Raw genomic sequence first — 22709 nt, 5'->3', positions numbered from 1 at the left:
GAAAGTGAGGTAAACCAATGCTGCTTACTACGATTAACGACCCGCAAGACGTGAAAAAATGTTCGATTCCGCAACTGTATACATTAGCAGGTGAAATACGCCAGTTTCTCGTGGAAACGCTCTCCAAGACCGGCGGACATCTGGCCCCCAACCTGGGAGTGGTGGAGCTCACACTTGCCCTTCACTATATGTTTGACAGCCCGAAAGACAAGCTGATCTGGGATGTCGGACATCAGGCATATGTACATAAAATGTTGACCGGGCGCCGCGAAATGTTTCCTACCCTGCGTCAGTACAAAGGGCTGTGCGGTTTTCCCAAAATGGCAGAAAGTCCGCATGACGTCTGGGAAACCGGACACAGCAGCACGTCGCTGTCAGCAGCGATGGGAATGGCGACCGCCCGCGACCTGAAAAAAGAAAAAAACCACGTCGTCGCAGTAATTGGTGACGGTGCCTTGACTGGCGGGATGGCGCTGGAAGCGCTCAACCACATCGGGCACGAACAAAAAAATGTCATCGTCGTGCTCAACGACAACGAGATGTCGATCGCTCCCAATGTCGGGGCTTTGCATAATTATTTGGGCAAATTGCGGTCTGCTGACAATTACAAGTGGGCCAAAGGCGAGCTCGGCCATTTGCTGAAATCGGTCCCGGGTGTGGGCGAAAAGCTCGCGCATCTGGCGGAGCGCTTCAAGGACAGCATGAAGTACCTGCTCGTATCGGGCGTGCTGTTTGAAGAGTTTGGCTTCACCTATATCGGGCCAATCGACGGACACAATATGGAGCTGCTTGTCGAGACGATGAAAATTGCCAAGCAAGCGAAAGGTCCCGTCCTGATCCATGCGATTACCCAGAAAGGGCGCGGATACGCTCCTGCGGAAGCGGACTCCGTCAAATGGCACGGAATCGGTACCTACAAAATTGAATCCGGAGACACCCCGAAATCGGCTCCGACGTACACGTCTGTATTTGCCGACACGATGATACAGCTCGCCGAAGAAGACAGCCGGCTCGTCGCCGTCACACCCGCGATGCCGGCAGGTTCTGGGCTGATTCCGTTCGGCAAAAAATATCCCGAGCGCTTGTTTGACGTAGGGATCGCCGAGCAGCACGCTTGTACGTTTGCTGCTGCCTTGGCGACACAGGGCTTGAAGCCGGTACTGGCGATTTACTCGACGTTTTTGCAGCGTGCGTATGACCAGTTGATTCACGACGTGGCCCGGCAAAAGCTGAATGTCGTGTTTGCCGTCGACCGCGCCGGACTGGTCGGTGCCGATGGCGAGACGCATCAGGGAGTGTACGATATTGCCTTTATGCGCACGGTGCCAAACATGGTCATCATGGCGCCGAAGGACGAAAATGAATTGCGCCATATGATGAAGACAGCCATGCTGTATGAAGACGGGCCGATTTCCTACCGTTATCCGCGTCTGCCTGTAAAGGGCGTAGAGATGGATGCGGAGCTGCGTCCATTGCCGATCGGAAAAGCGGAAGTGGTGCGCGAAGGCGAATCTGTAGCGATCGTTTCATTCGGACATGTGTTTGAAATCGCGGAACAAGCTGCCAACATTCTGGAAGCGGAAGGACTGCGCCCGATGCTGGTCAATGCCCGCTTCTGCAAGCCGCTGGACGAAGAGCTGCTGTTGCGGCTGGCAAAAGAAGGATACAAGATCGTAACGATCGAGGAAGGCGCAGAAATGGGCGGATTCGGCAGCGCTGTCATGGAATTCTACGCCAAAGAGGGCTTCCACGATGTGTACGTGCAATCAGTCGGGATTCCAGACTACTTCGTCGAGCACGGCAGCGTGAAGGAGCAGCGCCAGGAGATCGGGCTTACTGCGGACAGCATCGCATCCCGCGTGCGCGCCTGGATGCCTGAGAAGAAAGGTGTTCTGGAAGCATGAGCATACGCAAGGAACGACTCGATGTCCTGCTGGTCGAGCGAGGGCTTTACGAGACGCGGGAAAAAGCAAAGGCAGCGGTAATGGCCGGTCTCGTCCAGGTAGCCGGAGAGCGTTGCGACAAGCCGGGAACGAAATTTGCCGAGGATGCGGCGATCACGGTCAAAGGTGAGCTGCATCCCTACGTCAGCCGAGGCGGACTGAAGCTGGAAAAAGCGCTGCGCGTTTTCGGCATTGATCTGAAGGACCGCGTGATGATGGACATTGGCGCATCCACCGGCGGTTTTACCGATTGCGCCCTGCAAAACGGGGCGCGTCTCGTCTACGCCATCGACGTCGGCTACGGGCAGCTCGCCTGGAGCTTGCGCCAGGACGAGCGGGTCGTCGTAATGGAGCGGACGAATTTCCGCCATCTCGATCCGGAGGCGTTTTCCCATGAAAAACCGGATGCTGCTTCCATCGACGTTTCCTTTATTTCGCTCAAGCTGATATTACCCGTCTTGTACCGCTTTTTACTCGACGGCGGCGACGTGGTCGCGCTGATCAAGCCGCAATTTGAAGCAGGCAAGGAACGGGTGGGCAAAAACGGAATCGTCCGCGATCCCCGCGTACACGAGGACGTCCTTGCCGACATCGGACAGTTTGCACGCGATGTCGGGTACTCGCTGCACGGTCTCGACTTTTCTCCGATCACCGGCGGCGAAGGAAATATCGAATTTATTGTACACCTGCGAAAAGATGAGGGCGGTATGGATGCCGAAGCCTGGCTGCAGCACGTATCCCAGATCGTGGCCGCCGCCCATCACACATTGAAGTAGAGGGTACGACAGACAAGCCTCGGGATTTTTGTCTCACTCGAGGCTTTTTATTTATGCAGAAGAAGTTGTATACTTGTATAAGGATTTCCAACCGCTTGGGGTGGTCCATATGAAAACGAATGTAATTGGTATTATAGCAAACAAAGGAAAGCCGGAGGCCCGCATCGTCGCCCGGGAGCTTCTTTACCTGCTTGAGGTCAGAGGCGCTCAGGTCGTTTTGGACGAAAATATCGCTTCAGTGCTGGGACGCTCTGAACTGTCTGCCAGCGTGGAGGAAATGGGCAGCCGGACTGATTTGATCTGTGTATTGGGCGGGGACGGGACGCTGTTGGGAATAGCCCGCACACTCGCAGGCTGCTCCATCCCGATCCTCGGCATTAACCTGGGTACGCTCGGCTTTTTATCCGAGGCAGAGCCAGAGCATCTTCCTCATGCTGTCGACAACCTGCTGTCCGGGAAGTACGACATTCAACACCGGGCGATGCTGGAGGCGACACTGGTTCGCAAAGGCAAAGAACTGGGCAGATACACCGCAATGAACGATATCGGGATCGCCAAAGGCTCCTTTTGCCGCATTATCCAGTGCGCGGTTTATTTGGACGACGATTACGTAGGGACGTTCAACGGGGATGGCGTGATTGTATCCACGCCTACAGGCTCCACCGCCTATTCCCTGTCTGCAGGCGGACCGATCGTCGCACCGAATGTAGACATGCTGCTGCTTACACCGGTTGCTCCCCACTCTCTGACGGCAAGGCCGATGGTACTTGGCGCAAACCAGACGATTCGCGTAGAGGTTGATGCGGTCCACCAGGAGATGGGCCTCTCCATCGACGGACAATTCGGGTACCGTCTGGAAGGGGGAGACCAGATTTTCATCAAAAAATCGCCGCATATTACCCCGCTGATCAAATGGAAAAAAGGCGGCTTTTTCGAAGCGATTCGCACCAAATTACAAGGAGAATGGGAGTAAATCAGGATGAACAAAGGGCAACGACATATCCGTATTCGCGATATTATCAGCAATCACGAGGTGGAGACACAGGACGAGCTGGTAGATCGCTTGCGGGCGGCGGGTTTTACAGTCACACAGGCGACGGTGTCACGGGACATCAAGGAGCTTCATCTGGTGAAAGTGCCGCTGCCTGATGGAAGGTACAAGTATTCAATGCCTACTGAACAAAAGTTTAATCCTGTGCAAAAACTGAAACTGATGCTTGTTGAATTTTTTGTGAGCATCGATCATGCCGACCATTTTATTGTGTTGAAAACCTTGTCGGGACATGCCAATTCCGTGGCAGAGCTGATTGACAACCTGCCGTGGGATGAAATTATGGGAACGATCAGCGGCGACAATACCATCTTGATTTTGTGCCGAACCAAGGAAAACGCGGAAGAAGTCGTGCAGCGCTTGCTTAAGATGCTGTAAAAGGGTGGTACGAAGTCATGTTACTGGAGCTTTCCATTCGCAATTTTGCAATCATCAAAGAGGTTACGATCTCTTTCCAAAAAGGATTGAATATCCTCACCGGGGAGACAGGTGCCGGCAAGTCGATCATTATTGACGCACTCGGCTTGCTGCTCGGCGGCAGGGCTTCGGCTGATTACGTACGCTACGGGGAGACGCGAGCGGAAGTAGAAGGTCTGTTCGAGCTGCCCAGCGGCCATCCGGCGCTGACCGTTTGCGAAAATATCGGCGTGCACGTCGAAGATGGCATGCTGGTCGTCCGCCGGGATATTTCCAACCTGGGAAAAAGCATTATCCGTCTCAACGGGCAGATGGTGACGCTGGCGATCTTGCGCGAAGTGGGGCCATGGCTCGTAACCGTACACGGTCAGCACGACACGCATATGCTGATGCAGGCGGACAAGCATATCAACTGGCTGGATGCCTATGGCGAGTCGGCGTTGGGAGCCGCAAAGAGCGAATACGCCCAGCTCTACGCAGCGTACCGCAAGACGAAGCAGGACGTCGAGCGGATGGCGCGCAACGATCAGGAGCTTGCCCAGCGCATTGACCTGTTGCAGTACCAGTTAAACGAGATCGAAGCTGCACAGCTGACGCCGGGCGAAGACGAAAAGCTGATGCAGCAGCGCAAAAAGTGGCATAATATCGAAAAGATCTACTCGTCGATCCAGGACGCCTACCGCTCCCTCCACGGCGAGCAAAAAGGCATGGATTGGCTGGGACACGCCATGAGCGAACTGGAGCGTGTCGCTTCCTTTGATGAGCAGCTTCCGCCGATCGTCGAGGCTGTGCAAACCGCGTACTATCAGGTGGAGGATGCGGTTCAGCAGCTTCGCCGACTGTCGTATCAGATGGAATTCGACCCTGCGCAGCTGGCCGAGGTGGAGAGCCGTCTCGATCAGATCCAGTCCTTGAAGCGCAAATACGGCAAAAGTGTCGACGATATTCTCGAATACGCAGCCGGCATCCAGGACGAGCTGGACGAGATGCATCACTATGAGGACCGTTTGCAATCGGCGCAAAATCACCTGGCCGAACTGGCTGCTGATCTGGCTGTGGAAGCGCTCGAGCTGTCCGTCATCCGTCGCGAATGTGCAGTCAAGCTGGCACAGGAGATCGAGATGCAACTGCGTGAGCTGCATATGGAGCGTGCCAAGTTCGAGATCGCGGTCCGGCAGACAGCTGATGAGGACGGAGTGGAGATCGAGGGTGTCCGCCGTTACGTCGATGCCAACGGGATGGACCAGGTGGAGTTTCTGATCTCCCCCAACCCGGGCGAGCCGCTGCGGCCGCTTGCCAAAATCGCATCCGGCGGTGAGCTGTCCCGCGTGATGCTGGCGATCAAGACGATTCTGGCTGGCACCGACCAGGTAGAGACGCTGATTTTCGACGAGGTCGATACCGGTGTGAGCGGCAGGGCGGCTCAGGCAATCGCCGAAAAGCTGGCGCGTGTGGCTAACCAGCGCCAGGTGCTGTGCATTACCCATTTGCCGCAGGTCGCCTCTTTGGCGGATGCTCATTTTCTCATCAAAAAGGAGATGAGCGAGCACGAAACCCGCACTGTTGTGGATCGCCTGTCCGATCAGGAACGGGTCGTCGAGCTGGCGCGAATGCTGGGTGGCGCAGAAGTGACGACAAAAACAGAAGCACATGCGCGCGAGATGATTTTGCTCGGACGCAAGCGCAAAACTGCCGACTAGGTTGGCAGTTTTTTTGTGTTCCACGCAGTCACGCGATGTTATTTTCCTGACATAATCCGCATGCCAAGAGGCAACATTATAGGTACACAGGGTGGAGGTGTTTCATAGGTGTAGGTAGGGAACGGTAGGAGTGATTGCTGGTGATCCGACAGAACAAAAGAAAATGGATGGGATGTCTCCTTCTTTTCCTCACAGCGCTTGTCGTTTGTTCCACCCCGTTCCGCGATCTGTCCTCCTTTCCCCGCGAACTGCGTCTGATGGAAGGGTCCCTCGAGCAACTGCGCGTCTCCGTGCCTGTAATGGGAACGCTGGTGAACAGCAACCCGGATATTGTACGCGTAAACGGAACCAAGGCGCGTGAGGTGTCCGTCGATCTTAGCAAGCCACTGTCCGTCGAGCCAAGTCGTGCCGGAGAAGCAGAGCTGCAAGTAAAATGGCACAACATCCCGCTGAAGGCAGTCAAGGTCAATGTCTTGCCTGATTTGCGCATCTACCCGGGGGGCCAGTCGATCGGGGTCAAGCTGCAGACAGCCGGAGTGCTCGTCGTCGGGCACCATCTCGTCAATACCGGCAAAGAGAAGATTTCTCCGGGAGAAAAGGCCGGAATTCACGTCGGCGACATGATCGTCAAAATCAACGATCTCTACATCAATGACATGAGCGACGTGAAAAAGCTGATCAACGAAGCGGGCAAGGAAAAAACACCGGTGCAACTGCTGGTAGTCCGAGGCAAAGAAAAATTGAATCTTACCTTGCATCCGGCCAAAGATCAAAAAGACAACGAGTACCGAATGGGTCTGTACATTCGCGACTCTGCGGCAGGAGTAGGGACACTGACGTTTTACGATCCTGCTTCCAAGGCATATGGCGCGTTGGGACATGTCATTTCCGATGTAGACACGGGACAGGCCATCGTCGTGGGAGACGGACAAATTGTACAGGCCAGCGTTACCTCAATTGAGAAAGGGCAAAGCGGAAACCCAGGCGAGAAGTTTGCCCGCTTTTACAATGAAAGCGAAGTGCTGGGCAACATCACCAAGAACACGCCATTCGGGATTTTTGGCAAGATGAAAGGCGAACCGAAACGAAGCTATTACCGCGAACCGCTTCCCGTCGCCCTGGCCGAACAGGTAGAGGAAGGGCCCGCCAAAATCCTCACTGTGGTCAACGGGCAGAAGGTCGAGGAGTTCGAGATCGAGATTTCCAGTGTCGTCAAACAGCATTTTCCCGCGACAAAAGGCATGATTATCAAGGTGACAGACAAGCGATTGCTGGAGAAAACGGGCGGGATCGTCCAGGGCATGAGCGGCAGCCCGATCATCCAGAACGGCAAAATTGTCGGGGCCGTCACACATGTCTTCGTCAATGACCCGACCTCCGGCTATGGCTGTTTCATCGAATGGATGCTCAAGGATGCGGGCGTCTCTGTCCGCCCTGAGCAGTCACAGCCTGAACAAGAAACCGCAGCATGAACAGCGAAAACCGTCACGCATGGGCAAGCGAGGCGGTTTTTTTTCTGTTGCCAGGCGCATGCGTAAGATTTTGTCTGTTTTCATCGGAACGGGCGACGGCGCTGTTGTATAACGATGACGCCTTGCGAAAGACTTTGTCGAAATATCAGGTAATTCATTCAAACTTTCGTCATTGGCAGGAAAGGGTACGGTCTTGTCGAATAACTTGGGGAAGTGAAAAGGTGTATGGACTAATCCTGAGTAATGAAGCGCATCTGAGAAAATCACCTTCTTTCCGAAAAGACCGTCCATTGTTAGGAGGAACGACTTTGAGCAAGATTGAAGTGTTATTGGCAGATGATAACCGGGAATTTGTGAATCTTTTGGAAGAGTACATCAGCAGTCAGCACGACATGCAGGTGATCGGAGTCGCGTACAATGGGAATGAAGTCATCAGGTTGCTGGAAGAAAGAGTACCTGACGTACTAATTCTCGATATTATCATGCCCCATCTGGATGGATTGGCTGTATTGGAGCAAATGCAGTCCATGCGTCTCGCTCCACAACCGAAAATCATCATGCTGACAGCGTTCGGTCAGGAAGAAATTACGAAGAAAGCTGTGGAGCTGGGGGCGGCATACTATATTCTGAAGCCGTTTGACATGGAAGTGCTGGCTCAGCGCATCCGCCAGATGACCTCCTCCAAGACGGCATCGTCGTTCGTCACCTCTGCCAAGCCGCAATCCTCGTTTGCGGTCAGAGGACGCAATCTGGATGCAAGCATCACCAGCATCATCCATGAGATCGGGGTTCCAGCGCACATCAAGGGTTATTTGTATTTGCGCGAAGCGATTACGATGGTGTACAACGACGTCGAGCTGCTCGGCTCGATCACCAAGGTCCTGTACCCGGACATCGCCAAGAAATTCAACACGACGGCAAGCCGCGTAGAGCGTGCCATCCGCCACGCCATCGAAGTGGCCTGGTCTCGCGGCAATCTCGACTCCATATCCAGCCTGTTCGGCTACACCGTTTCCAATACGAAAGCCAAGCCGACCAACAGCGAATTTATCGCGATGGTGGCGGACAAGCTGCGGATTGAGGCGAAAATTTCGTAAGTGCAATAATTATTACGCGCAAGGCTTTCGTTTGCTTTTTGCTGACCTCTCGATTTTAGCCGCACTCTTCGCTGGTAGCGACTGATTTCGAGAGGTTACACGCATACTTTTTTGGGTGTATCTGTTCCCTCATCGGTTAGAAGATGGGGGGATTTTTTTATCGTATAAAACGATTAGGATTATTGAAGAAAAAGGATATTTTCCGTATATTTAGGATTGGTTTTATGAAACACGATTCGCAGGAGGAAGCCATGGACCAGCTTACCATCGAACCGAAAAAAGGCATCGGCAACATCAAACTCGGCATGACCGAAGCAGAGGTAGAAGAGTGCCTCCAATACTACACGGATCGCTATGAAATCACTTATGAGAAAAATCCGGAATGTTACCACGCGCCGGGCACGATTCGCAGAAGTTTCAGCTTTGAATACGATGCGGACGGAAAAGTGACCTTTATCCAGATTGTCTCGAGTTTACAGGATGTACTCGCCTGTGTGTTTCAAAATATGGATGTCTTTCGGACGAAAGCCGAGGAACTGATCCCGGCAATTGACAACCTGTCCCGCTATGATCGCGATCACAGCGAATTGGGGTATACATATGAATTTCCGGAGTTGGGCTTGTCATTCTGGAGGTCCAACATTCTCACAGAAGCCGATCTGCAAGCAGAGTGGTTCCAGGAGCTGCGTCCAGAAATTCAGGAAGACGAGAAGAAGTTTTTGTATTTTGAATGTGCGAGCATCAGGTCTGTTTGAAGTACAGGGCAGCCGGAACCAGACAGGGCCTTTCAATCCTGTATCGAAAACGCCCAGCAGAACGTACAAGTAACATAGTAAACGAGCCACAGTCGCCGACTGATGCTGCCTGGATACAATGTGTTCTGCTTGCGATCAGCACCTTTTCAATCGGAGCAAAAACGAGCTACAATAAACATACTTACAGTTGGAAGAAAGGAATGAATGCACAGTGGGCAATCTAGATGAAATCCTCGCATTTAACCGCGAGTTCGTGAAGAATAAAGAATACGAAAAGTACCAGACGACGAAATTTCCGGACAAACGGCTGGTCGTCCTCTCTTGCATGGACACACGTCTTGTAGAGCTGCTGCCAAAGGCGATGAACATGCGCAATGGCGACATTAAGCACGTGAAGAGTGCGGGCGCTGTCGTCTCGCATCCGTTCGGCAGTATCATGCGCAGTATCATGGTTGCGATCTACGAGTTGAATGCCGAAGAAGTAATGGTCATCGGGCATTACGACTGCGGGATGAGCGCGATTGACAGCAAGAGCGTCTTGAACAAAATGGTCGATAAAGGCATCTCGCCGCAGACGATTTCCACGCTCGAACACGCAGGCGTCAACCTGAACAAATGGCTGAAAGGCTTTAGCTGCGTCGACGAAAGCGTAAAAGAAAGCGTAGCGACGATTCGCAACCATCCGTTGTTGCCGCCGAATATCCCGGTCCACGGTCTTTTGATCGATCCGGAAACAGGGAAGCTGGATCTGGTCGTCAACGGCTACGAGGAAATCAAGGCAAGCAAATGAACAACCTTCAGCATGTCCGCCTCTCGCGCCGGGCATTTATGAAGAAAATCATCTGGGGTCTGGCGGGCGGTGCTTTTTTGGCTGGTTCTTACAGCTTTGGCTGGGAGCGCAACTGGGTGGAGATGGTTCGTCTGACCATGTCTTTGCCCCATTTGCCGCCAGCGTGGCGCGGGGCGAAAATTGCCCATTTCAGCGATTTGCACCTGGGACATTTTTGTTCTCCCGCTGATGTGCAGGTCGTCGTCGATCTGATCAATCAGGAAAAGCCGGATTTCATTTGTTTTACCGGCGATCTCGTGGAGGATGGAACAGACATGTTGGCAGAAGCGGTGCCGGTGCTTGCCCAAATGGACTGTCCGTACGGCAAGTACGCAGTCCTCGGCAACCACGATTACCGCAACAGGGAGTCTTCGCTCGTCCGCGATGCGCTGGAAGCGTCCGGTTTTTCCGTACTGGACAACCAGCACATGCGTCTGGAAAAGGATGACGCCGCTCTCTATGTGGCGGGAGTGGATGACGTGCTGCTCGGCAGACCTGACCTCCATGCGGCGCTGCACGGTATCCCGGATGGTGAGACCGTCATCCTGCTCGCGCATGAACCGGACTTCGCCGAAGTATCTTCACAATTTCCCGTACATATACAGCTTTCCGGCCATAGCCACGGCGGGCAGGTAAGGCTGCCGTTTCTCGGCGCTCTGGTGACGCCGCCGCTGGCTCGCAAATACGTCCAGGGACTCGCCTACGCGGGTGAGAGGGGCATGCCCGTTTACACCAACCGGGGGCTAGGGACGACCCAACTGCCGATCCGCTTCCTCTGCCGGCCGGAAATTACCGTATTGACATTAGCTTGATACGCTGTCTTGACCCGGTGGATGAACTGTTGAAACGGTTCATCCGCTTTTTTTGTGCTTCAAATAGGGATCTGAGTGGGGCGCTGACCAGGCGTTCATGCCGGAGAAGTCCTTATCGCATTTTCCGATAACATTTCTATAACAAGACACGGGCAAAAAGGACTACAATGAAAGTAAATCGGATTCGTTTTTCGAAAAAGGAGGTACGGTATATGACTCTAGCATCTTTTGACTGGTTGGGACTCGATCATGTACAGCTTGCTGCCCCAGCAGGCTGTGAAGCAGAGGCGCGCCGCTTCTTCGGCGAACTGCTGGGGATGACAGAGGTGGAAAAGCCGGAAAAACTGAAACCGCGCGGCGGCGTCTGGTTTCAATGCGGTGCGCAGATGCTGCATATCGGGGTGGAAGCTGATTTTTCCCCGGCGAAAAAAGCCCATCCCGCGTTTCTCGTACGCTCGATCGAAGCGTTGATGGAGCGACTGCGGGAACATGGCGTGGCTTATCGGCTGGACGATGAGATACCGGGCATTACGCGATTTTTTACCGAGGACCCGTTTGGCAACCGTCTGGAATTTATGGAGGCGAACCCGGACGTCGACTGATTTGCTGCGGCAGATCATCCCGATGAGACATGGCGGCAGGCGATGCGTGCAATCGTTTGAGCGAGAATGCGGAAGCCTGTGGATAGGAGAAAAAAGCTGAGGGATACTAGCATCAGGAAATAAGTAATTGTGAATTCCTTTGTCACAATTAGGATTCGACTTGTCACAATATGGGCAAAGCTATATAATGAAATTGCCATTGTATTCCGGTTTGTGTCATCTCGTTAAAGGAGTTGTGTCGACGGTGAAATTTATCTTCTTCGATTTCCTGATGTTCGTATTTACCGTATTGATCGCATGGGGCTTCCTGCGTTCAGTCAAAGCGAAAAACAAATTTGCCAGCGCGTTCGCTTTTGTCTCGCTGGTTACGTTCCTGTTCTGTGACGGTTTGATTCTTTACTACGCAACATCGTAAAGAACTGCAGTTCCCAAGAAGAGGCTGTGCTTGATGCACAGCCTCTTTTTCGTGCTCTGGCGCATGACGGCCGGAAATATTTAGCATACTAGAAAAGGGAGGTGGCCCAGTTGGTCAAGCGCATGTTCTCGGGTACGGAATCCTGTACAGCGGTGATAGCGGCGGATCGCAAGACAAAACAACTGTGCAAACGATTGCTCCCGCAGCAAATCGCGCTGATTGATCATGCCGACGTCGACGAAATGGCGGCGCAGTCATTGCTGGAAGCAGGCGTCAGGGCCGTGATCAACCTCTCCCCGTTTATGACCGGACGTTATCCCGCAGAAGGAGCGCGCAGCCTGCTGCAAATGGGGGTACCTTTATACGAATGGAATACACAAGCCGAGCATCCGCGGTTGATTGAACAATTGGACGGAGCCAAGGTGATGATCCGCAACAATACGCTTTTTCTACATACAGCAACCGGCTGGCGATTGCTCGATGAGCTCGTCAGCGTAAACGACGAAGCGATTGCCGCCAAGTGGCAGGAGGCGCACGCACGCCTGGATGACACGCTGTCTTCCTTTATTGACAATACGCTGCAATACGCCGTCCGCGAAAAAGATTTGTTCCTCAAGCGCCTGTGCAAGCTAAGGCTGAAAACGCGACTGGCCGACAGGCACGTAGTCGTGGTCGTGCGCGGAAAGCACTACAAGGAAGACCTGCAGACACTGGCTCCCTACATAAGGGAATACCGACCTGTTCTGATCGGGGTGGATGGGGGAGCGGACGCCTTGCTGGAATCGGGCTATCGTCCCGATCTGATCGTCGGCGACATGGACAGTGTGACGGACAAGGCGCTTTGCTGCGGAGCAGAGGTGGTCGTACACGCCTTTCCCGACGGGCGCTCACCGGGTGAACAGCGCGTGCGGCAGCTCGGGTTGGCGTACCATGTCCTGCCCGCGCCCGGCACGAGTGAGGACGTAGCGATGCTGCTCGCCTTTGAAAATCAGGCTGAGCTGATCGTGACGATTGGTACGCACACTAACATGATCGATTTTTTGGAGAAAGGCAGAAAGGGAATGGCCAGCACGCTGCTCGTGCGAACCAAGATCGGCACCAAGCTGATCGATGCCAAAGGGGTCAGCCAGCTCTATCAGCCGCGCTGGTCCTGGAAGCTGTGGGGCTGGTGCCTGGCCGCGATGATCGTCCCGGTGCTTGCCATTCTCGCTATCAATCCGGTTGCGCGCCATGCCGTGCAGATGCTGTGGATGCAATGGCGTACATGGGCATTTTAGGAGGTCTTTGGTGATGATTCATTTTCGCTATCATCTGCTTTCCCTGGTTGCTGTGTTTATCGCTTTGGGTGTAGGGATCCTCTTGGGTGGTACGGTCGGTCAACCCTGGCTGCAGCAAGGGGAAAAGGAAGTGCTGGCGAGAATGGAAGAAAAATACGACCGCGCGCTCAAAAGCAACAATGAACTCAAGCAGCAGATGAAGCACTTGATGCAGGAAGTCGAGCAGAGCAATCAGGAAGTCATCCACTTGATGGCGATGCGCTACGCAAACGACCTGCAGGGCAGCAAAATATACGTCTGGCATTCGCCGGAAGTGCAACTGGAGCGATTTACCCGGGTGATGAATTCGCTGGGCATGGAGGTCGTCCCCTACGTGCAGGGAAGTCCGGTTCCCGACGGTCTGTTGCTCCTTTTTGCAGCGGAGCAGCCGGACTGGCTCGGGCAATTGCCGGCAGATAGCCGCTGGCTGCATGTGGAGCAGGTGCCGAACTCCTTCGCACGGCAGTGGGAGCTTCTGGAGAATGTGCAAAAACTGTTGACGGAAATGAGGCAGGAGCATGAAAAAAGTTAGCGTCATCATTCCCGCATACAATGAAGCTGATGCGATCGGCGACACGTTGCGCGCGATCCGCCAATCCATGCTGTGCGACGAGTTGATCGTGGTCGACGATGGAAGCACAGACGGAACAGGCAGACTGGCTGCCGAATGGGCTGATCTGGTCATTCCACTGGCTCGCAACCAGGGGAAAGGGACGGCGCTTCAGACCGGGTGGCAGCAGGCGAGCGGCGAGATTTTGCTGTTCCTCGACGCCGATCTGCGACAGAGCGCCAGGGAAGCGATTTATTTGCTCGCCCCCGTCCAGGAAGGAGAGTGCGACATGGCGATCGCCATTTTGCCAAAGCCGGCGAGCCGGGTGGGCATGGGTCTGGCGAAAGGACTGGCACGGCACGGAATTCGCCTGTTGACCGGCTTTTCTCCTGATGCGCCGTTGTCGGGACAGCGTGCGGTGCGTCGTGAAATGCTGTACAAGCTGGGAACGGTAGACGGCGGGTTTGGCGTAGAAGTCGGGATGACGGTAGATGCGCTGCGCGCGGGGTATCGCATCAAGGAAGTGCCGGTGCCTTTTTCGCATCGCCAGACGGGAAATGACTGGGCAGGCTATCGGCATCGCGGTAAAGAATGTGTGGCAATCGGACGGACACTGTGGCGGAAGTGGCGGGAGGGATACCGATGGACGCAGAACGAATCGCGGCCTTTGTGATCGCGATCGGTTTTCCGCTGCTGATGTATCGGCCGCTTTTTCCTGTTGTCTGGCATCGCTTGCAGAGCAAAGGAATGATGCGGACCAACTACCGGGGCGAAGAAGTAGTCACGGCGGGCGGTCTGATCATCGTGTTTCTCTCTGTTGCGACGCTTCTCTTTTTGGTGCTGCACGATTGGCTGCATCCACAGCTTCCTTCGTATTGGCGGGAAGAGCTGGTGCTGTCTGCAGGGATTCTTTCGATGGCGTTTTGGGGCTATCTCGATGACCTGAGCAAGGAGAAGGAGACAAAAGGATTTCGCGGACATTTCGGAGCTTTGCTGCGCGAGAGGCGGGTGACGAGCGGTGTTGGCAAGGCGCTGGGCGGGGGATGCACAGCGGTGCTGGCTGCGAGTGTGCTCTCGTCCTCATTATGGGATTGGCTGCTGGCTTCCTGTCTGTTGGCCGCCAGCACCAACCTGCTTAATTTGTTCGACCTGCGGCCGGGCAGGGCGATCAAAGTGTTCTGGCTGTTGATCGTGGCGGGCATCGTGGCAGGGGGGCTGACGCTTTGGGTGCTCCCCACAGTCATCTGCACGCTGTTGCTGTTTCGCCGGGATGCGGGTGCCCAGATCATGCTGGGAGACACAGGAGCCAATGTCCTGGGCTTTACGGCGGGCTTTTTCCTCGTCGTGCTCTTGCCCTGGCAAGGCGAGTTGGCGCTGTTGGCGCTTTTTGCGTTCATTCACGTGCTGGCGGAGTTCGTCTCCCTGTCGGAGATTATCCAACGCAACAAGTGGCTGGCCCGCCTCGACCAATGGGGGCGGCAGACGGAGCAAAACCGCGGCTGACTAGCCTCTTGATAAACCGCGCAGGCGCGATTACTCGTCGTCTTCCGGTTCGCGTACCATAAAGCGGGGCTGTACGCGGTTTTTCTTGCGCTCGTGATGCAGGATAAATCCGGCGATAAAAGCCATCGGAATGGCAAAGCAAAGAATACCGGCAACGAGTTTTCCCCAGAGAAATCCGGTGTCGGGAGCAATCGAAAAGAAAAAAGCGTCACGGATCAGTTTGATTCCGTACATTGCGATCGCTGCAGGAACGACCATGATCATCAGTGCGACCAATTTTTGACCGAGCAAGGCTGCTTCACACCTTTCCTTCACAAAAAAACCTTCGCGACTTCCTAGTTCATCATAGCGAATGGCATGGGGCTTGTCTACGGCTGCAAAGCATTGAGCGAGCGCACGTTAGGCAATTTCGCCTGTCCATCCCCAAGACGTTGGAGTACAATGTAAGCGAGTAGGGGGACAAGTGAGGGAGGGCTACATGCACAAGCTGTTGATTGTCGGTGCAGGCAGAGGCGGTACGGCACTTTTGCGAATGCTCAACCAGATGGAGCGAGTGGAGATCGTGGCGGTCGTGGATCAACAGGCAGACGCGCCGGGTCTGGATTTGGCACGCTCGCTGGGGATACCGGTCGATACAGATTACCGCCCTTATTTGGGTCCGGATCTGGACGTGATTCTCGAAGCGACCGGAGATGCGCAGGAATACGAGGCGATCCAGCGGTTGAAAGCGGAGAAGACCGTACTCATCCCGGGCATTTTTACCCGCTTCGTGATGCGGCTGATCCGCGAACGGGACAAGCTGATTGCTGCGATGATGCAAAACCAGCGCGAGCGCGAAACGATGCTCGATTCCACGCACGACGCGATTATTGCGGTCAACCGGCAGGGCGTGGTCACGCTGTTCAACAAGGCCGCAGAGCGGTTGATGGGCATGGAAGCAGCCTGTGTGCTGGGCACCAATGTCCAGGAGCGCATACCCAATACCCGATTACATATTGTGTTAAAGAGTGGACACCCAGAGCTCAACCAGGAGCAGATTTTGCCCAACCAGACCCGGATCATCACCAACCGGGTTCCTGTCCGTAACGAACGCGGCGAGGTCACCGGGGCAGTCGCGATATTCCGCGATAGTACGGAAGTGATGGCGCTCGCCGAAGAGATCACCAACCTCAAGGAATTGCAGAGCATGCTGGAAGCGATTATCCAATGCTCGGACGAAGCGATCACTGTCGTCGATCAGGATGGCTACGGCCTGATGATCAATCCGGCGTATACGAGACTGACAGGTCTGACCCCGGAAGAAGTGATCGGGAAGCCGGCGACGGTGGACATCTCCGAAGGCGAGAGCATGCACATGCAAGTATTGAAAACGCAGCGGGCTGTGCGCGGCGTCCCGATGAAAGTCGGCTCCAAGCGCAAGGACGTGGTCGTCAACGTCGCTCCGGTGCTCGTCGACGGCAAGCTGAAAGGCAGCGTCGGGGTCATTCACGACGTATCCGAATTCAAGCGGCTCACCGAGGAGCTGGAAAAGGCGCACCGGATCATCCGCACGCTGGAGGCAAAGTACAGCTTCGCCGATATTATCGGCTACAGCGAAGCGATGAAGGCTGCGATCGAACAGGCCAAACGGGCAGCCTCCACGCCGGCGACCGTGCTATTGCGCGGGGAGTCGGGAACGGGCAAGGAGCTGTTTGCCCACGCGATACATAACGAGAGTGACCGCAAGTACAAACCGTTTATCCGCGTCAATTGCGCCGCGATCGCCGAGAGCCTTTTGGAAAGCGAGCTGTTCGGCTACGAGGAAGGCGCGTTTACCGGAGCGCGACGTGGCGGCAAGCGCGGACTTTTTGAAGAGGCGAGCGGAGGAACGATCTTTCTCGACGAGATCGGGGAGTTGTCGATGGGCGTGCAGGTCAAACTGCTGCGCGTACTCCAGGAGCGGGAAATTGTCCGCGTCGGTGGGACGAAGCCGATCGCAATCGATGTGCGGGTGATTGCCGCGACACACGTAAATCTGGAAACGGCGATCCAGACAGGGCGGTTTCGGGAAGACTTGTACTATCGGCTCAATGTCATTCCGATCCACATCCCGCCGCTCCGCCAACGGCTGGAAGACATTCAGCCTCTCGCCTTGCATCTTTTGCGCAAGGACAACGAGGAGTACGGGCGAAAAGTCGAGGGAATCGACCCGCAGACGATGCAGTTGCTGCTTTCATACCACTGGCCAGGCAATGTCCGCGAGCTGGAAAACGTCATCGGCAGAGCGATGATTCATATGCGGATTCACGAGCGGGTGATCATGCCGGAACATTTGCCGCCGCTTTTTGGCAAAGCGGGCACTGTCGCGCCAGAGGAGCCTGTATCTGCGGGGCCAAGCGGCAAGTCGCTGCGCGAAGCGGTAGAGGAGGCGGAGCGACAGCATATCCGGCACGAACTGCTGGTGGCGCGAGGAAACCGCACGCTGGCAGCAAAACGGCTTGGGATCTCCATTCGCAGTCTATACTATAAGATGGAGAAGCTCGGGATCGAGGCGGAGGACTAAAAGGCGTGGACAACCACGCAAAAATATGCATGCAAAAATTTGCACGAACATGCAAAATACTGCACACCCGATCACTCCTATCGGTATCAGAAACACAGCAGAATAAAGCGCTTTCATAACGCGCTTGTTCTTGGCACGATACTTGCAGAACTTACCTGTTGAGCAGCGACATGCTGCGATAGGGAGATTTTGCGCGTACCTGCCAAAAGAGTGGGCAGAGGACGAATGATACTAGGGAGGTTTCATCATTGAACATCTTTGCTGAATTGAACAAGTACGATTACGAGCAACTGGTATTTTGCCACGACGAAAATTCTGGACTGAAAGCGATCATTTGTATCCATGATACGACGTTGGGACCAGCGTTGGGCGGTACGCGCATGTGGCCATATCGCACGGAAGAAGAAGCGATTACGGACGTGCTGCGCCTGGCTCGTGGTATGACTTATAAAAATGCGGCAGCGGGATTGAACATCGGTGGCGGAAAGGCAGTCATTATCGGCGACCCGCGCCAGGATAAGAGTGAGGAAATGTTTCGGGCCTTTGGCCGTTATATCCAGGGATTGGGAGGTCGCTACATTACCGCGGAAGACGTGGGTACGACAGTAGCGGATATGGATTTGATCCATCTGGAAACGGATTATGTGACAGGCGTGTCTCCTGCATTCGGCTCCAGCGGAAACCCTTCTCCCGTAACGGCGTATGGGGTCTTTCGCGGGATGAAGGCAGCGGCCAAGCTGGCGTATGGCACGGATGACCTCTCCGGCAAGGTCGTTGCTGTCCAAGGGGTCGGCAACGTCGCCTACAACCTGTGCCGTCACCTGCACGAGGAAGGCGCGCATCTGATCGTCACCGACATCAATGAGGAAAACGTCAGTCGTGCGGTGCATGATTTCGGTGCGAAGGCGGTAGGGGTTTCGGAGATTTTCAGCGTTGATTGCGACATCTTTTCCCCATGTGCGCTCGGGGCGATCATCAATGACGACACGATTCCGCTGTTGAAGGCAAAAGTGATTGCCGGTGCGGCGAACAACCAGTTGAAAGACGAGCGCCACGGCGACCAGATCCACGAAATGGGCATCATCTACGCGCCTGACTACGTGATCAATGCCGGCGGTGTGATCAACGTCGCCGACGAACTGCAAGGCTACAACCGCGAGCGCGCGCTGAAAAAAGTCGAAGGCATCTACGACAACATCCTCAAAGTGTTTGCAATCGCCGAGCGCGACCACGTTCCGTCGTACCGGGCAGCAGACCGCTTGGCGGAGGAACGGATTGCCCGCCTCGCGAAGTCGCGTAATACTTTCCTCAAAAATGGCAAGACTGTTTACCAGCGTTAATCACAGATTTTTTCACCTCTGGCTGTGCTGTAGCCAGCCAGAGGCGATTACATACGTCAATGTTCGCGAATATTCATACTTACACAAAGAGATGGGGCTATGCACGCCGGTAGAAAAGATTCCTGGCAGCCGGGATGAAAGGAGAGGTTTGATCGATGTCTCAAGAATTTGATCTGGTGGTTCTCGGTGGAGGAACGGGAGGATATGTCGCTGCCATCCGCGCCTCGCAACTGGGGATGAAGGTAGCCATCGTGGAAAAGGAAAAGTTGGGCGGAACCTGCCTGCATCGCGGCTGCATTCCTTCAAAGGCGCTTCTGCGCAGCGCCGAAGTGTTTGCTACGTTGAAGGAAAGCGACAAATACGGCATTGTAGCTGGCGAGGCAAGCGTCGATTTTGCCAAAGTGCAAGTGCGCAAGGAAGCGATTGTCGATCAGTTGCACAAAGGCGTTCAATATTTGGTGAAAAAAGGGAAAATCGAGACGTTTTCCGGGTTTGGCCGAGTGATGGGTCCATCCATCTTCTCACCGCAGGCAGGCGCTGTGCGGATCGAAAAAGAGAACGGAGACCAGGAGATGATCGTTCCCCGTTTTCTTTTGATCGCCACCGGCTCCCGCCCACGGACCCTGCCCGGACTGGTCATCGACGGAACGCAGGTGGTCACGACTGATGAAGCGCTGCAATGGAGCGAACTGCCTGCCTCTGTGACGATCGTCGGCGGGGGCGTAATCGGCATCGAATGGGCTTCGATGCTGGCGGATTTTGGAGTCGAGGTGACAATCGTCGAGTATGCCGATCGCATCCTGCCGCTGGAGGACGAGGAGATCAGCAAAGAGATGGCACGCCTGCTGAAAAAGCGCAAGGTAACCATCCTGACCGGCGCCAAGGTGCTGCCCGAGACGCTGCAAAAAGACGACGGAAGCGTTACCGTTCAGGCGGAGACGGCGAACGGAATCCAGACATGTACAGCACAGAAGATCCTCGTCTGCGTGGGCCGACAGGGCAATGTAGAAAATCTCGGGCTCGATGCGACAGAGATCAAGGTGGACAAAGGCGCGATCGTCGTCAACGAGCATTACCAGACAGCCGAATCGCATATTTATGCGATTGGAGACGTGATCGGCGGTTTGCAGTTGGCGCATGTGGCCTCGCGCGAAGGAATACTCGCCGTCGAGCACATGGCCGGATTGAAGCCGGAGCCGCTGGATGCCAAGCTGGTGCCCAAGTGCATTTACGGCCGACCGGAAATTGCCAGTGTAGGCTGGACGGAAAAGGAAGCGCGTGAACACGGATTTTCGGTGAAAGTCGGCAAATTCAGCTTCAAATCGCTGGGCAAGGCACTGATTCAGGGTGAAAACGACGGCTTCGTCAAGCTGATCGTTGATGAAAGCACCAATGATTTGCTCGGTGTGCATATGATTGGTCCGCATGTGACTGATTTGATCGCGGAAGCCGGGCTCGCTCGCCTGCTCGACGCGACGCCATGGGAAATCGGCCAGGCGATCCATCCGCATCCGACACTCGCGGAGGCGATGATGGAAGCGGCTTTGGCTGTAGACGGAAACGCGATTCATATTTAGGGGAGGTTGAACCGACGATGACACTCAAGCGGCATGAAGAGGTTGGCTTGACAGATGCGCAAGTCCTTGACATGTACTATTACATGCTTTTGGCGCGCAAAATTGACGAGCGCCAATGGCTCTTGAACCGGGCGGGAAAGATTCCGTTCGTCATCTCCTGCCAGGGTCAGGAAGCGGCACAGGTAGGGGCAGCATTTGCCTTGCAGACAGGAAAAGATTACGTCTGCCCGTACTACCGCGATCTCGGCGTCGTCCTCGTCTTTGGCCAGAGCGCGAAAGACAGCATGCTCTCCGCCTTTGCCAAAGCGGAAGATCCGAACAGCGGCGGAAGACAGATGCCGGGGCATTTTGGCGGAAAAAAATACAACATCATGTCCGGCTCCAGTCCGGTTACGACCCAGGTTCCGCATGCGGTCGGCATTGCTTTGGCCGGTCGGATGAAGCAGGAAGACTTTGTCGTGTACACATCTTTTGGCGAAGGATCGAGCAACCAGGGAGATTTCCACGAAGGCGCCAATTTCGCAGGGGTTCACAAACTGCCCGTCATCTTTTTTTGTGAAAACAACAAGTACGCGATCTCTGTCCCGTTAAAAAAGCAGCTCGCGTGCGAGAGCGTGGCAGACAGGGCGATTGGCTACGGGTTTCCGGGAGTCTCTGTCGACGGGAATGACCCGATTGAAGTGTATCGTGTGATGAAAGAAGCGGTCGATCGGGCCCGCAGCGGCGGCGGACCTACCTTGATCGAAGCAGTCATGTACCGGCTCGTGCCACATTCCAGCGACGATGACGATCGCGTCTACCGTTCGCGTGAAGAAGTGGAAGAAGCGAAGCAAAAAGATCCGTTGCTGCAATTTGCCGTTTATTTGAAAGAAAACGGCTTGTTGGACGACGAAAAGGAAGCAGCGCTGCTCAGCAAAATCCAGCAGGAAGTGGATGAAGCGACGGAATACGCCGAGCAGGCAGCCTATCCGACACCGGAGTCGACACTTACACATGTCTATCGCGAACAGGGGGGAATCTGATGGCAGTCATCTCGTATATCGATGCGATTACGATGGCGATGCGCGAGGAGATGCGGCGAGATCCCAATGTCTTCGTGCTCGGCGAAGATGTCGGCGTGCGCGGCGGCGTATTTCGCGCCACGGTAGGTTTGATTGAGGAGTTTGGCGAAGCGCGGGTCATTGACACGCCTTTGGCGGAATCGGCGATTGTCGGCGTGGGAATCGGAGCGGCAGCGTACGGCATGCGTCCGATCGCAGAAATCCAGTTTGCCGATTTTATCATGCCCGCGGTCAACCAGATTGTCAGCGAGGCGGCAAAGCTGCGCTACCGGACTGCGGGAGACTGGAACTGCCCGATCACGATTCGCGCGCCTTTTGGCGGCGGTGTGCACGGTGCGCTGTACCACTCCCAGTCTGTCGAGGCGATGTTTACCAATGTCCCCGGCCTGAAAGTGGTCGCCCCCTCTACGCCATATGATGCCAAAGGGCTTTTGAAAGCGGCGATTCGCGACGAAGACCCGGTGCTCTTTTTTGAACATAAGCGTTGCTACCGCCTGATCAAAGGGGAGGTTCCGGACGACGACTACACCTTGCCGATTGGCGTCGCCGATGTAAAGCGGGAGGGGACGGATATTACGGTTATCTCCTACGGTCTGGCGCTCCACTTCTGCCTGCAGGCGGCAGAAAAGCTGGCACAGGAAGGAATCAGTGCCCATGTGCTCGACCTGCGGACATTGTACCCGCTGGACAAGGAAGCGATCGCCCAGGCGGCATCCAAAACGGGCAAGGTGCTGATCGTGCACGAAGACAACAAGGAAGGCGGCGTGGGCGGCGAAGTGGCAGCCATTATCGCCGAGAACTGCCTGTTTGACCTTGATGCGCCGATCAAGCGTTTGTGCGGACCGGATGTTCCAGCCATGCCTTACAGCCCGCCAATGGAAAAATTCTTTATGCTCAATCCGGACAAAGTCATGGAAGCAATGAGGGAGCTGGCCCATTTTTAGGAGGAGT

At 54.9% G+C, this 22709-nt stretch carries 22 protein-coding genes; 21 read left to right on the top strand and 1 reads right to left on the bottom strand.

Translation table 11 applies throughout. The features are described 5' to 3' along the window. Window positions 1-17: 17 nt before the first annotated feature. The 16 genes from dxs to ACAF76_RS12480 all read left to right on the top strand — a co-directional run bounded on the left by dxs (window position 18) and on the right by ACAF76_RS12480 (window position 15238). Window positions 18-1904, top strand: coding sequence for a 1-deoxy-D-xylulose-5-phosphate synthase (dxs, locus tag ACAF76_RS12555; protein ID WP_400163892.1), 1887 nt, complete (start codon window positions 18-20; stop codon window positions 1902-1904). Then, a complete protein-coding gene (locus ACAF76_RS12550; RefSeq protein WP_400163891.1) occupies window positions 1901-2719 on the top strand; it encodes a TlyA family RNA methyltransferase in 819 nt (272 codons plus the stop codon). Before dxs ends, ACAF76_RS12550 begins: the two co-directional genes overlap by 4 nt. A 109-nt stretch (window positions 2720-2828) precedes the next feature. Next, on the top strand, window positions 2829-3692 hold the full coding sequence (locus tag ACAF76_RS12545; RefSeq protein ID WP_400163890.1) for an NAD(+)/NADH kinase: 864 nt from the start codon (window positions 2829-2831) through the stop codon (window positions 3690-3692). A 6-nt stretch (window positions 3693-3698) separates the two neighbouring features. Next, window positions 3699-4148, top strand: a complete 450-nt coding sequence (gene ahrC / locus ACAF76_RS12540; protein ID WP_400163889.1) for a transcriptional regulator AhrC/ArgR — start codon at window positions 3699-3701, stop codon at window positions 4146-4148. A gap of 17 nt (window positions 4149-4165) precedes the next feature. Then, entirely contained in the window at window positions 4166-5887 is a 1722-nt protein-coding gene (recN, locus tag ACAF76_RS12535; protein ID WP_400163888.1) for a DNA repair protein RecN, read from the top strand. 140 nt (window positions 5888-6027) lie between these two features. Further along, window positions 6028-7359 carry a SpoIVB peptidase gene (gene spoIVB, locus ACAF76_RS12530; RefSeq protein WP_400163887.1) on the top strand — a complete coding sequence of 444 codons (1332 nt, stop codon included), beginning with the start codon at window positions 6028-6030 and terminating at the stop codon, window positions 7357-7359. Between the two features lie 308 nt (window positions 7360-7667). Continuing rightward, window positions 7668-8456 carry a sporulation transcription factor Spo0A gene (spo0A, locus tag ACAF76_RS12525; protein WP_400163886.1) on the top strand — a complete coding sequence of 263 codons (789 nt, stop codon included), beginning with the start codon at window positions 7668-7670 and terminating at the stop codon, window positions 8454-8456. Window positions 8457-8707: 251 nt separating this feature from the next. Further along, window positions 8708-9211 carry a hypothetical protein gene (locus ACAF76_RS12520; RefSeq protein ID WP_400163885.1) on the top strand — a complete coding sequence of 168 codons (504 nt, stop codon included), beginning with the start codon at window positions 8708-8710 and terminating at the stop codon, window positions 9209-9211. A gap of 211 nt (window positions 9212-9422) precedes the next feature. Continuing rightward, window positions 9423-10001, top strand: coding sequence for a beta-class carbonic anhydrase (locus tag ACAF76_RS12515; RefSeq protein WP_400163884.1), 579 nt, complete (start codon window positions 9423-9425; stop codon window positions 9999-10001). Next, window positions 9998-10852 carry a metallophosphoesterase gene (locus ACAF76_RS12510; RefSeq protein ID WP_400163883.1) on the top strand — a complete coding sequence of 285 codons (855 nt, stop codon included), beginning with the start codon at window positions 9998-10000 and terminating at the stop codon, window positions 10850-10852. Before ACAF76_RS12515 ends, ACAF76_RS12510 begins: the two co-directional genes overlap by 4 nt. A 212-nt stretch (window positions 10853-11064) precedes the next feature. Beyond that, window positions 11065-11454 carry a VOC family protein gene (locus tag ACAF76_RS12505; protein ID WP_400163882.1) on the top strand — a complete coding sequence of 130 codons (390 nt, stop codon included), beginning with the start codon at window positions 11065-11067 and terminating at the stop codon, window positions 11452-11454. A 244-nt stretch (window positions 11455-11698) separates the two neighbouring features. Beyond that, window positions 11699-11869 (top strand): DUF2759 domain-containing protein, encoded by a 171-nt coding sequence (locus tag ACAF76_RS12500; RefSeq protein WP_400163881.1) that lies wholly within the window; start codon window positions 11699-11701, stop codon window positions 11867-11869. Window positions 11870-11991: 122 nt separating this feature from the next. After that, window positions 11992-13146, top strand: a complete 1155-nt coding sequence (gene steA, locus ACAF76_RS12495) for a putative cytokinetic ring protein SteA (RefSeq protein ID WP_400163964.1) — start codon at window positions 11992-11994, stop codon at window positions 13144-13146. Window positions 13147-13159: 13 nt separating this feature from the next. After that, complete coding sequence (locus ACAF76_RS12490) at window positions 13160-13717, top strand: copper transporter (protein WP_400163880.1); 558 nt, start codon at window positions 13160-13162, stop codon at window positions 13715-13717. After that, a complete protein-coding gene (locus ACAF76_RS12485; RefSeq protein ID WP_400163879.1) occupies window positions 13704-14408 on the top strand; it encodes a glycosyltransferase family 2 protein in 705 nt (234 codons plus the stop codon). The genes ACAF76_RS12490 and ACAF76_RS12485 overlap by 14 nt, the downstream gene beginning before the upstream one ends. Next, window positions 14378-15238: a UDP-N-acetylmuramyl pentapeptide phosphotransferase gene (locus tag ACAF76_RS12480; RefSeq protein WP_400163878.1), complete on the top strand. Its 861-nt coding sequence runs from the start codon at window positions 14378-14380 to the stop codon at window positions 15236-15238. The genes ACAF76_RS12485 and ACAF76_RS12480 overlap by 31 nt, the downstream gene beginning before the upstream one ends. Window positions 15239-15268: 30 nt before the next feature. Here ACAF76_RS12480 and ACAF76_RS12475 read toward each other — a convergent pair whose 3' ends face one another. After that, window positions 15269-15553, bottom strand: a complete 285-nt coding sequence (locus ACAF76_RS12475) for a DUF2627 domain-containing protein (protein WP_400163877.1) — start codon at window positions 15551-15553, stop codon at window positions 15269-15271. Between the two features lie 163 nt (window positions 15554-15716). On the opposite strand from ACAF76_RS12475, the gene ACAF76_RS12470 reads away from it, so the two are divergent. The 5 genes from ACAF76_RS12470 (at window position 15717) to ACAF76_RS12450 (ending at window position 22702) form a co-directional block, all read left to right on the top strand. Further along, window positions 15717-17780: a sigma 54-interacting transcriptional regulator gene (locus tag ACAF76_RS12470; protein WP_400163876.1), complete on the top strand. Its 2064-nt coding sequence runs from the start codon at window positions 15717-15719 to the stop codon at window positions 17778-17780. A gap of 248 nt (window positions 17781-18028) precedes the next feature. Beyond that, window positions 18029-19120 carry a Glu/Leu/Phe/Val dehydrogenase dimerization domain-containing protein gene (locus ACAF76_RS12465; protein WP_400163875.1) on the top strand — a complete coding sequence of 364 codons (1092 nt, stop codon included), beginning with the start codon at window positions 18029-18031 and terminating at the stop codon, window positions 19118-19120. 155 nt (window positions 19121-19275) lie between these two features. Beyond that, the gene (gene lpdA, locus ACAF76_RS12460) at window positions 19276-20697 is read left to right on the top strand and encodes a dihydrolipoyl dehydrogenase (protein WP_400163874.1); all 1422 of its coding nucleotides are present in this window, start codon (window positions 19276-19278) and stop codon (window positions 20695-20697) included. A 17-nt stretch (window positions 20698-20714) separates the two neighbouring features. Beyond that, the gene (locus ACAF76_RS12455) at window positions 20715-21719 is read left to right on the top strand and encodes a thiamine pyrophosphate-dependent dehydrogenase E1 component subunit alpha (RefSeq protein WP_400163873.1); all 1005 of its coding nucleotides are present in this window, start codon (window positions 20715-20717) and stop codon (window positions 21717-21719) included. Then, the gene (locus tag ACAF76_RS12450) at window positions 21719-22702 is read left to right on the top strand and encodes an alpha-ketoacid dehydrogenase subunit beta (RefSeq protein ID WP_400163872.1); all 984 of its coding nucleotides are present in this window, start codon (window positions 21719-21721) and stop codon (window positions 22700-22702) included. The genes ACAF76_RS12455 and ACAF76_RS12450 overlap by 1 nt, the downstream gene beginning before the upstream one ends. Window positions 22703-22709 lie beyond the last annotated feature (7 nt).

This window comes from Brevibacillus sp. TJ4 (assembly GCF_044627595.2).
GTDB lineage: Bacteria > Bacillota > Bacilli > Brevibacillales > Brevibacillaceae > Brevibacillus.
The sequence above is the reverse complement of the archived record's forward strand: the minus strand, read 5'-3'. Positions and strand labels throughout refer to the sequence as shown.

Excerpts from the sequence above, each read along its gene's own strand:
- dxs (WP_400163892.1), top strand. The coding sequence starts at position 18 with ATGCTGCTTACTACGATTAACGACCCGCAAGACGTGAAAAAATGTTCG.
- ACAF76_RS12550 (WP_400163891.1), top strand. The coding sequence starts at position 1,901 with ATGAGCATACGCAAGGAACGACTCGATGTCCTGCTGGTCGAGCGAGGG.
- ACAF76_RS12545 (WP_400163890.1), top strand. The coding sequence starts at position 2,829 with ATGAAAACGAATGTAATTGGTATTATAGCAAACAAAGGAAAGCCGGAG.
- ahrC (WP_400163889.1), top strand. The coding sequence starts at position 3,699 with ATGAACAAAGGGCAACGACATATCCGTATTCGCGATATTATCAGCAAT.
- recN (WP_400163888.1), top strand. The coding sequence starts at position 4,166 with ATGTTACTGGAGCTTTCCATTCGCAATTTTGCAATCATCAAAGAGGTT.
- ACAF76_RS12520 (WP_400163885.1), top strand. The coding sequence starts at position 8,708 with ATGGACCAGCTTACCATCGAACCGAAAAAAGGCATCGGCAACATCAAA.
- ACAF76_RS12510 (WP_400163883.1), top strand. The coding sequence starts at position 9,998 with ATGAACAACCTTCAGCATGTCCGCCTCTCGCGCCGGGCATTTATGAAG.
- ACAF76_RS12505 (WP_400163882.1), top strand. The coding sequence starts at position 11,065 with ATGACTCTAGCATCTTTTGACTGGTTGGGACTCGATCATGTACAGCTT.
- steA (WP_400163964.1), top strand. The coding sequence starts at position 11,992 with ATGTTCTCGGGTACGGAATCCTGTACAGCGGTGATAGCGGCGGATCGC.
- ACAF76_RS12490 (WP_400163880.1), top strand. The coding sequence starts at position 13,160 with ATGATTCATTTTCGCTATCATCTGCTTTCCCTGGTTGCTGTGTTTATC.
- ACAF76_RS12485 (WP_400163879.1), top strand. The coding sequence starts at position 13,704 with ATGAAAAAAGTTAGCGTCATCATTCCCGCATACAATGAAGCTGATGCG.
- ACAF76_RS12480 (WP_400163878.1), top strand. The coding sequence starts at position 14,378 with ATGGACGCAGAACGAATCGCGGCCTTTGTGATCGCGATCGGTTTTCCG.
- ACAF76_RS12470 (WP_400163876.1), top strand. The coding sequence starts at position 15,717 with ATGCACAAGCTGTTGATTGTCGGTGCAGGCAGAGGCGGTACGGCACTT.
- lpdA (WP_400163874.1), top strand. The coding sequence starts at position 19,276 with ATGTCTCAAGAATTTGATCTGGTGGTTCTCGGTGGAGGAACGGGAGGA.
- ACAF76_RS12455 (WP_400163873.1), top strand. The coding sequence starts at position 20,715 with ATGACACTCAAGCGGCATGAAGAGGTTGGCTTGACAGATGCGCAAGTC.
- ACAF76_RS12450 (WP_400163872.1), top strand. The coding sequence starts at position 21,719 with ATGGCAGTCATCTCGTATATCGATGCGATTACGATGGCGATGCGCGAG.